The sequence below is a fragment of the Pseudomonas sp. PS01297 genome (assembly GCF_029959305.1).
GTDB lineage: Bacteria > Pseudomonadota > Gammaproteobacteria > Pseudomonadales > Pseudomonadaceae > Aquipseudomonas > Aquipseudomonas helleri.
The window spans coordinates 21,529-28,354 of the sequence record NZ_JASCPQ010000077.1; the positions used below are offsets into that span (position 1 = coordinate 21,529).

Here is a 6,826-nt window from a genome sequence, read left to right on the forward strand (position 1 = left end):
CCGGCAGGCCGGCGAGGGCGCTGTTCGAGGTGCTCGATGGCACCTCGAACCCTTTATCCCGTCTGGAGGCGGGGTTTAGCGATGAGTGACACCCGGCAAGACGCAGAGCATTTCGTACAGCAAGTTCGCGCCAAGCAGTGAGGTATTGCCGGTGGTGTCGTAAGGCGGCGAGACTTCTACCAGATCGCAACCGATCAGGTCGAGGCCTTGGCAGCCGCGAATGATCTCAATCGCTTGAATGGTGGTCAGGCCGCCGATTTCCGGGGTGCCTGTGCCAGGCGCCCAGGCCGGGTCGATGCCGTCGATATCAAAGCTCAGGTACACCGGGCCATTGCCGACTTTTTCGCGGACTTCAGCCATCAGCGGGGCCAGCGACTTGTGCCAGCACTCTTCGGCCTGCACCACACGGAAGCCCTGTTTGCGGCTCCAGTTGAAGTCTTCAGCGGTATAGCCCTGGGCGCGCAGGCCGATTTGCACGACACGGTCACAGTCCAGCAAGCCTTCTTCGGCGGCGCGGCGGAACGTGGTGCCGTGGGCAATCTTTTCGCCAAACATGTGATCGTTCACATCAGCGTGTGCATCGATATGCACCAGGCCAACCTTGCCGTGCTTTTTGTGAATGGCGCGCAGGATCGGCAGGGTAATGGTGTGGTCGCCACCCAGCGTCAGCGGGATCACGTTGTGTTCGAGGATGTCATCGTAGGCTTCTTCGATGATGCGCACGGCGTCCAGCAGGTTGAAGGTGTTGATTGCCACGTCGCCGATATCCGCGACCGACAGCGAGTCGAACGGGGCAGCGCCGGTGGCCATGTTGTAAGGGCGGATCATCACGGATTCGGCGCGGATTTCGCGAGGGCCGAAACGGGTGCCTGCGCGCAATGACGTACCGATGTCCAATGGCACGCCAACAAAGGCGGCATCCAGACCGGCGGCTGATTGCAGATGGGGCAGGCGCATCATGGTGGCAATGCCGGCGAAGCGCGGCATTTCATTACCGCCCAGTGGTTGGTGAAGAATTTTATCCACGGGAAAGACCTCGTCGTTTGTTGTGGTTATGGCGGTCGATTCTGCGAAAGGCCGGCGGCGGGAAGAATCCCTACAGGCAAATACTTAGTTCAGATTTTTCTAAACTAATGCGGCTGCCCCGAGTTAGACTCCGAGCCTAAAATATGCGCGCCACGGGTAGGAGCGAGCTTGTCTCGCGATCTTTTGATCGTGAAAAGATCGCGAGGCAAGCTCGCTCCTACCGTGAAAAGTGAGTCATTCATGGCCAACGCTTTACCCGATCTAAAACTATTGAGAATCTTTGCCAGCGTGGTCCGGCACCAGGGTTTCGCCACGGCGCAGCAGGAACTCAACCTGTCGACGTCGGCCATCAGCACCTACATGAGCCAGCTGGAAGCCAATCTGGGGCTGGTGCTGTGCCATCGGGGGCGCGGCGGGTTCAGCCTCACCAGCAAGGGCGAGCTGTTTCATCAGGAAACCCTGCGTCTATTGGGCGAGCTGGAAGGCTTTGAACAGTACGCCGCCGCGCTCAAGGGTGAGCTGCGCGGTACATTGAACCTGGGGGTGATCGACTCCACGGTCAGCGACAAAGCCTTGCCCTTTGCCGAAGCCATTGGCGCCTACAGTCAGGAGCACCCGGCGGTGCACTTGCACCTGTCGGTCATGAGTCCTTACGAATTGCAGCTCGGCGTACAAGACAACCGGCTCGATCTGGCCATCGGTGCGTTCTCGTCGCGCATGAGCGGTCTGGTTTACCAGCCGCTGTACCGTGAACAGCATTGGCTGTATTGCAGCACGCGGCATCCCTTGTTTGCTGAGCGGCGAATCCCCGAGCCGGTGATCACCCAGCAACGCATGGTCGGGCGCGGCTACTGGAGCCAGGCCGAGCTGGCGCGTCACGGCTTTAAACACAGTGCGGCCACCGTTGACAGTATGGAAGCCCAACTGATTCTGGTGCTGTCCGGAGCCTACATTGGTTACTTACCCGAACATTACGCCGAGCCGTGGGTCGAGAAGGGTGACTTGCGCGTGTTGCTACCGGCGACCTTTGGTTATCAGGCGCCGTTTTCAATGATCGTGCGCCGTGGTCGTAGTCGTGAGCCGCTGATTCAAACGTTTCGCGACCTGCTCAAAGCGCAGCTAAATCAACCTTGAAGAGAGCGTTATCGCTATGTCCCGTGCCCAATGCCCTCGCTGCTTGCGCCCGCAAACGCACTGCCTGTGCGACTTGATCCCGCAACTGGACAGCCACACCCGCGTCTTGCTGTTACAGCATCCCAGTGAAGTCAATCATGCGCTGAACACTGCACGGCTGGCGGCCTTGGGGCTGACCAACGCTGAACTGCGGGTGGGCGAAGTGTTTGAGGATTTGCACACGCTGCTCAACCCGCCGGGGTATCAGGCGCGGTTGTTGTTTCCGGGGGAGGGTGCGCAACCGCTACAGGCGGATGCTGCGTCAACTGAAAAACTGCTGTTGGTGGTACCCGATGGCACATGGCGCAAGGCGCGCAAACTGCTGCACCTCAACCCGTTGCTGGCACAGTTGCCACGGGTGACCTTGCCCGAGGGCGCTGTGTCCCGTTACCGACTGCGCAAGGCGCCGGGGCCTGGGGCTTTGTCGACCGTGGAAGCCATCGTTCAGGCGCTGGATATCCTCGAAGCCCCGGCGTCCTATACACCGCTGCTGCGCCCGTTTGAAGCGCTGATCGAAGGGCAGATCGAAGCCATGGGCGCCGACACCTACCAACGCAACCACGTCACAAAACCCCCTCTGTAGGAGCTCGCCTCGCGATGCTTTGATCTTCAGGGTTTTTCCAGGGTTTTCTGGCGCAGGATATAAAGGCTCACCAGCACCGCGCTGAGCAGCATAAACCCTCGCGCCCAAGGCAATGGCACCAGGTAACAGGACACACCAATGCTTAGCCACATCAAACCAATGGCGTAGACCTTGGCCTTAAGCGGAATGCCGTTACCGTCGAGGTAGTCACGGATCCAGGGCCCCAGTCGAGGGTGTTCGACCAGCCACTGGTAAAACCGTGGGGAACTGCGCGCAAAGCAGGCGGCAGCCAAGAGCAGAAAGGGGGTGGTGGGCAGTACCGGCAGGAAGATCCCCAGAACCCCCAGCGCTACGCTCAGCCAGCCAATGGCAAACAGAACGTAACGCAGCAGCCGCGAACGGCTGCTGAACGAGGGGCCGGACATTGAATCAGTGGTGACGCGGCTTGAGGATGGCCGGTTTTTCGTCAGGGGCATGGCACAGCAGGAACAGGGCGGTCAGGGCTTCCGGGATCTGCACGATCATGTCGTCCATCAGGTTGGCGTCCTGAGCGATATCGGCGAATTCAGGCTGGTCGTCGAACAGGCCAGAACCGACCATGATCGGCAGCAGCATTTCGCTGACTTCTTCTTCGGCGGTTTCGAACCAGGCCTCTTCGCGCAGGAACACGCCTTCCATAAAACCGATGCACCAGCCGCGCAAATCAGACTCATCCGGCTCGTCGCCCAGGTCCAGATCACACGGCAGTTCGAACTCTTCGTCCGAAGCCAGCTGGCGAGCGATGTGGTCCTTGAGCTTAATCAGGGAGCCTTCGATCTCTTCGCGCTCGGCGTCGTCTTTGTAATTCGGGGTTTCAGCGAAAATGGCGTCGATCCATTCACGCTCAGGCACGACTTCAGCGCAGATGGACAGGGCAGTCAGGTAGCCGTGAGTGGCTACGTAGTCCAGCGCCTCGTCATGCAGCTCGTCAGCGTCGAGGAAGGCTTGCAGGCGGGTTAGTTGCTCAGCGAAGGACATTAAGGGACTACCTAGAAAATAAACAATACCGAATTCTAGGCTTTCTTGAGCGCCCAAGCCAGTCGTTGAGCGCATTTGCCATCACTTCCCGGTGATCGGTACTGCAATCACAGCGCCCTGTAAGGGGGAGTGCTCGGGTATACTGCCGCGTTTTGTGATGCCCTGCGGTCAAGACAGCGGCTCCAGCGCTCTGCGCCCAAGGGTTTAAATACCGCTTGAGGCCGCGCCGGGTCCCGCTGACGCAGGGGTGTTTCGGCGATTTCTGGAGTTTCTATGCTCGAACAGGCTCAACGCGTACTCAAAGACATCTTCGGCTACGACAGTTTCCGTGGCCGTCAGGGTGACATTATTGAGCGCGTGGCCAGTGGTGGCGACGCTTTGGTGCTGATGCCCACCGGCGGCGGCAAGTCCTTGTGCTTCCAGGTCCCGGCGCTGTTGCGTGACGGTCTGGCGGTGGTGGTCTCGCCGTTGATCGCCTTGATGGACGATCAGGTCGCCACGCTCGAAGAGCTGGGCGTCGCCGCCGCCTCCCTGAACTCGACATTGAGCGCCGATCAGCAGCGCGACCTGGCCAACCGGATCCGCCGTGGCGAAGTCAAAATGCTCTACCTGGCGCCAGAGCGTCTGGTGCAGCCGCGCATGATGGCCTTTCTGCAGAGCCTGGACATCGCCCTGTTTGCGATCGACGAAGCGCACTGTGTGTCGCAGTGGGGGCATGACTTCCGTCCTGAGTACCTGCAACTGGGCCAGTTGGCCGAGATGTTCCCCCATGTACCGCGCATCGCCCTGACCGCCACCGCCGACAAACGCACCCGCGAAGAAATCGTCACCCGCCTGCATTTGCAAAATGCGGAGCGTTTTTTGTCGAGCTTCGACCGGCCCAACATTTTTTACCGCATCGTGCCCAAAGAGCAGCCGCGCAAACAATTGCTGGCGTTTCTCTCGGAGCGGCGCAGCGATGCGGGCATCGTCTATTGCCTGTCGCGTAAAAAGGTCGATGAAGTGGCGCAGTTTTTGTGCGACCAGGGCTTCCCGGCCTTGCCGTACCACGCCGGGTTACCCAACGAAACCCGTGCCGCCAACCAAAAGCGCTTCCTCAATGAAGAAGGGCTGATCATGGTCGCGACCATTGCCTTTGGCATGGGCATCGACAAGTCCAACGTGCGCTTCGTGGCGCACCTGGACCTGCCCAAATCCCTTGAGGCGTACTACCAGGAAACCGGCCGTGCGGGCCGTGATGGCTTGCCGGCAGATGCCTGGATGGCTTACGGCCTGCAAGACGTGGTGATGCTCAAGCAGATGCTGCAAAACTCCGAAGGCGACGAGCGCCACAAGCGTCTGGAGCATCACAAGCTCGACGCAATGCTGGCTCTGTGCGAAGAAACCCGCTGCCGCCGTCAGACCTTGCTTGCTTATTTTGACGAAGACATGCCCCAGCCATGTGGGCATTGCGATAACTGTGTCGACGGCGTGCAAACCTGGGACGCCACAGAACCGGCGCGTCAGGCGTTGTCAGCGATTTATCGTACCGGCCAGCGTTATGGCACCGGCCACCTGATCGACGTATTGCTGGGCCGAGAAAACGAAAAAACCCGCAGCATGGGCCATCAACACCTGTCGGTCTTCGGCGTAGGCAAAGCCCGATCCGAGGGCGATTGGCGCACCTTATTCCGCCAACTGGTTGCCCGTGGTCTGGCCGACATTGATATCGAAGGCTACGGCGGTTTGCGTTTGAGTGACACGTGCCGGCCTTTGTTGCGCGGCGAAGTGACGCTCGAGCTGCGTCGTGAGCTCAAGCCGCAAACCACGGTCAAAAGCAGTTCTGCCAGCCCGGCCAGCCAACTGGTGCGTGGCGACGAGCGCGAGCAGTGGGAGGCCCTACGTGCCTTGCGCCGCAAGCTGGCCGAAGAGCACGGCGTACCGCCTTATGTCATCTTCCCCGACTCAACGTTGCTCGAAATGCTGCGCAGCCAGCCGACGTCGCTGGCCGACATGGCCAAGGTCGGCGGTATTGGTGCGCGCAAACTGGAGCGTTACGGCGAGGCGTTCCTCGAAGTGTTGGGCGGGCAGGCCGAGGCGCCGAAAGTGGTCGCGGACATCCGCCACGAACTGATCAGCCTGGCACGCGCCGGCATGACCCCGCTGCAGATCTCCGGGCAATTGCAGTGCTCTGAGAAGAACGTCTACACGCTGCTGGCCGAAGCCATCGGGCGTCAAGAATTGTCGCTGGAGCAAGCGCTGGACTTGCCCGAAGAGCTGATGGAAGAAGTGCAGGACGCGTTTCTGGACGGTGAGGGCGAGTTGCCAAGCGTGGCCAGCATCGCTGAACAGTTCAAAGGTCGAGTGCCGGAAGGCGTGCTGTATTGCGTGCGCGCCGCCCTGCAATCTGAATTCGAAATGTAACGGTTATTGGCATGTAACGAATTGATTGACATACAGGTCTTGCCTATGTGCAAGCTCCATGCTTAGCTGACTAACAATTGGTTTCACTCTTTTTCAGTCTAAACATTGAGTTTTTTATGCCGTTAACCGATCAACACCGTTTTGGTATGCAGTTGGCCCAAATGTCTCGTGGCTGGCGTGCGGAGCTGGATCGACGCCTGGCCGGTCTTGGCCTGTCGCAAGCCCGCTGGCTAGTGCTGCTGCATCTGGCACGATTCGACTGCAAGCCTACCCAGCGGGAATTGGCGCAAAGTGTCGGGGTTGAAGGTCCGACCCTTGCGCGTTTGCTCGACAGCCTTGAAGCCCAAGGCCTGGTCAAGCGTCAGGCGGTGCTGGAAGACCGCCGTGCCAAGAAAATCGAATTGAGTGAGTCAGCCTTGCCCTTGATCGCCCAGATCGAGGCCATCGCCACCGCGTTGCGTCAGGAATTGTTTGTCGGCATAGACGAAGAAGAGCAGCGCATCTGCATGCGCGTGCACAAGCGCATCCTGGAAAACCTCGAAAAAAACTGATTCCCCCCTCTATCTGTAGGAGCGAGCTTGCCTCGCGATCTTTTGATCGTTTAAAAGATCGCGAGGCAAGCTC

7 protein-coding genes are annotated in these 6,826 nt (G+C 59.5%); 4 read left to right on the plus strand and 3 right to left on the minus strand.

What is annotated here, in order from left to right; genetic code table 11:
• Positions 1–75 precede the first annotated feature (75 nt).
• On the minus strand, positions 76–1,026 hold the full coding sequence (gene speB / locus QMX84_RS19880) for an agmatinase (RefSeq protein ID WP_123752006.1): 951 nt from the start codon (positions 1,024–1,026) through the stop codon (positions 76–78).
• A gap of 240 nt (positions 1,027–1,266) precedes the next feature.
• Here speB and QMX84_RS19885 point away from each other — a divergent pair, with 240 nt between their 5' ends.
• A complete protein-coding gene (locus tag QMX84_RS19885; protein ID WP_048371511.1) occupies positions 1,267–2,160 on the plus strand; it encodes a LysR family transcriptional regulator in 894 nt (297 codons plus the stop codon).
• A gap of 16 nt (positions 2,161–2,176) precedes the next feature.
• Positions 2,177–2,782, plus strand: a complete 606-nt coding sequence (locus QMX84_RS19890; RefSeq protein ID WP_282364601.1) for a DTW domain-containing protein — start codon at positions 2,177–2,179, stop codon at positions 2,780–2,782.
• 26 nt (positions 2,783–2,808) lie between these two features.
• On the opposite strand, the gene QMX84_RS19895 is transcribed toward QMX84_RS19890, so the two are convergent.
• Together QMX84_RS19895 and QMX84_RS19900 are read right to left on the minus strand one after the other, a co-directional pair.
• The gene (locus QMX84_RS19895; protein ID WP_282364602.1) at positions 2,809–3,207 is read right to left on the minus strand and encodes a YbaN family protein; all 399 of its coding nucleotides are present in this window, start codon (positions 3,205–3,207) and stop codon (positions 2,809–2,811) included.
• 4 nt (positions 3,208–3,211) lie between these two features.
• On the minus strand, positions 3,212–3,799 hold the full coding sequence (locus QMX84_RS19900; RefSeq protein ID WP_262126252.1) for a YecA family protein: 588 nt from the start codon (positions 3,797–3,799) through the stop codon (positions 3,212–3,214).
• Positions 3,800–4,072: 273 nt separating this feature from the next.
• Here QMX84_RS19900 and recQ point away from each other — a divergent pair, with 273 nt between their 5' ends.
• On the plus strand, positions 4,073–6,202 hold the full coding sequence (gene recQ / locus QMX84_RS19905) for a DNA helicase RecQ (protein ID WP_048371507.1): 2,130 nt from the start codon (positions 4,073–4,075) through the stop codon (positions 6,200–6,202).
• 116 nt (positions 6,203–6,318) lie between these two features.
• Complete coding sequence (locus tag QMX84_RS19910) at positions 6,319–6,753, plus strand: MarR family transcriptional regulator (RefSeq protein ID WP_048371505.1); 435 nt, start codon at positions 6,319–6,321, stop codon at positions 6,751–6,753.
• Positions 6,754–6,826 lie beyond the last annotated feature (73 nt).